General features: G+C 61.0%; 2 protein-coding genes. Both read right to left on the reverse strand.

Going from position 1 to position 2,451, the window contains the following annotated elements; genetic code table 11:
* Nucleotides 1-779 (reverse strand): DUF444 family protein (locus AC2VNK_RS09800; RefSeq protein ID WP_486883615.1); only part of this gene is annotated, 779 nt, incomplete at its 3' end.
* A gap of 97 nt (nucleotides 780-876) precedes the next feature.
* On the reverse strand, nucleotides 877-2,193 hold the full coding sequence (locus AC2VNK_RS09805; RefSeq protein WP_291524905.1) for an ammonium transporter: 1,317 nt from the start codon (nucleotides 2,191-2,193) through the stop codon (nucleotides 877-879).
* Nucleotides 2,194-2,451 lie beyond the last annotated feature (258 nt).

Raw genomic sequence — 2,451 nt, forward strand, 5'->3', positions numbered from 1 at the left:
ATTACCGCATTGGTAATGGGGTGGGGCTGCTGGTCGATGTGGGCGAAGCGCAAGTCCGCCTCGTCAATGAAGGGAATGGCTTTAATTTTGCGTTCCAGGGCGGCAATCTGGCGCTCCAGTTCGCTGAGGCGCTCCCGCTCCACGGAGACATCCTGCTTCTGCGCGAGGCGGTCCTGAATCTCTTCCTGCAGTGTGCCGCGGGCGTCCAGCAGGTCCTGCAATTCACGGCGCTTGCCGGCACGCAGGGCGAGGCGGCGGGCACGGGCGGCACGCATGGTGCGCCCAACGTGCATGCGGGAGGGGCTGCCATCTTTGATGAAACCCGCCCGCCGCCATTGATCTGCCTGGATATCTCCCTGCGCGGTCTTGCGCAGGTTGGGTAAGGCCAGCCCGTCGAAGAGCAGATCAAGAAATTCGTCGGCGGAGAGGACGATGGCCACTTCGTCGTCACCCAGACCGTCGGGTGAGCCCTCGCGGCTTTTACCGGAGCGGCCACCTCCTTCGGGTTTGTTGATTTCGTCGCCGCGCTGATACGCCTTGTTGCCGGGTAACACCCGCTCCCAGGAGGCGTCGCTGAGGTCGCGACGAAAGCTGGGTTCATGGAGATCGCGGGTGGGGATGGAAATAGGTTGGTTGGCGTTGGCCAGGTCTTCAATGGAGCCGGAGCGTGCCATCTTTTCGACAGCGACCTTGAGCCGGGCGCGAACACGTCTTTGCAGACGGTCTTGATTGGCCGTGGATCGGGTTCCGGAACTGCGCCGGTCGATGATCATGCTCATGGCAGACTCCTGGTTAGCGACGCTTCACTCCATTATGACCTAAAATGGGGCAGATGGTTGCGGCGGAGCCCCCATGGGCAATCCGCCGGGTCACGGCTTACTCGTACACTTGCTCACCGTGCTGGGTAATGTCCAGTCCCTCCCGTTCCTGCTCGCCTTTGACGCGCAGACCCAGGGTCCAGTCGATGGCCTTGAGGATGATGAAGCTGACGATGGCATCATAGACAATCGTGACACCAACACCTGTCGCCTGAATGAGCAGTTGTCCGGTATTCCCTTCCAGCACACCCGCTGTACCGCCGATGGCCTTCACGGCAAAGACACCGGTCAGCAATGCGCCGATGATGCCGCCGATGGCGTGGACGCCGAAGGCATCCAGAGAATCGTCGTAACCCAGCCGGTTCTTCAGATAGACCGCAGCCCAGAAGCAGATGGCGCCCGCCGCAAGGCCGATCCACAGTGCGCCCATGGGGCCGACAAAGCCTGAGGCGGGGGTGATGGCGACCAAACCGGCTACTGCGCCGGAAGTCATGCCCAGCACCGTCGGTTTGCCGCGCGCCAGCCATTCCGCAAACATCCAGGAAAGGGCGGCCACGGCGGTGGCAATCTGGGTGGTAGCCATGGCCATCCCCGCGCGGTCACTGGCGGCCACGGCCGAGCCGGCGTTGAAGCCGAACCAGCCAACCCAGAGCAGGGAGGCGCCGATCATGGTGTACATCAGGTTGTTGGGGTGCATGGCATCATGCCGGTAACCGATCCTTTTGCCCATGACCAGCGCCGCGACCAGACCGGCAATACCGGCATTGATATGCACCACCGTGCCGCCCGCGTAGTCGAGGACACCATCCGCAGCCAGCCAGCCGCCGGGACCCCAGACCATGTGCGCGATGGGCGCATAGACCAGCAGTGACCAGAGGCCGGTGAACCAGAGCAGGGCAGAGAACTTCATCCGCTCGGCAAAGGCGCCGACAATCAGTGCCGGGGTGATAATGGCAAAGGTCATCTGAAAGGTCATATAGACGGATTCCGGGATGGTGGGGGCCAGACCATTGGCGGAATCCAGGCCCATGCCGTTGAGAAAAAGGCGACTCAGCCCGCCCATGAAAGCATTACCCGAGGTGAAGGTCAGTGAGTAGCCTATGATCATCCACAGTACGGAAATCAGTGCCGTGATGGCGAAACTCTGCGCCGCTGTGGCCAGGACATTTTTCTTGCGCACCATGCCTGCATAAAAGAGGGCCAGGCCGGGGACGGTCATGAGCAGCACCAGAGCCGTGGAACTCAGCATCCATGCCGTATCGCCGCTGTTAAAGGGCGGGGTGGTGTCGGCCTGGGCCAGCGGGCTGGCTAACAGGGCTAATGCGCCGACCCACGGCGCCCCCACAGAAATTTTGTGTATCGCTCCCTTCTGCATCTTGTCACTCCTTCTTTCCTGTCAGATATAGGGCAGCTTGCCCCGTTGATTACCTCAATGGAGCTAAGCAATAAATGTGCAAGCAAGGCTAACAGTGGGAAAGTGTACGGATTATGGATCGCGACGCGGCGTCTGAATCAAGGGGTGCACCAAAATGGTGCGGTATATCTGCCGCACCACGGCAATGATCGGGCCGCTGTTAAAAATGCCCGCAACTGCGGGCAGAATATTGTGGCTGAGGGGAGTGTGGGCCGTTAC

Source organism: Acidithiobacillus sp. TH-A35 (genome assembly GCF_057473505.1).

Bases quoted from the DNA above. Each gene is read 5' to 3' on its own strand.
- AC2VNK_RS09805 (WP_291524905.1), bottom strand. From the start codon at position 2,193: ATGCAGAAGGGAGCGATACACAAAATTTCTGTGGGGGCGCCGTGGGTC.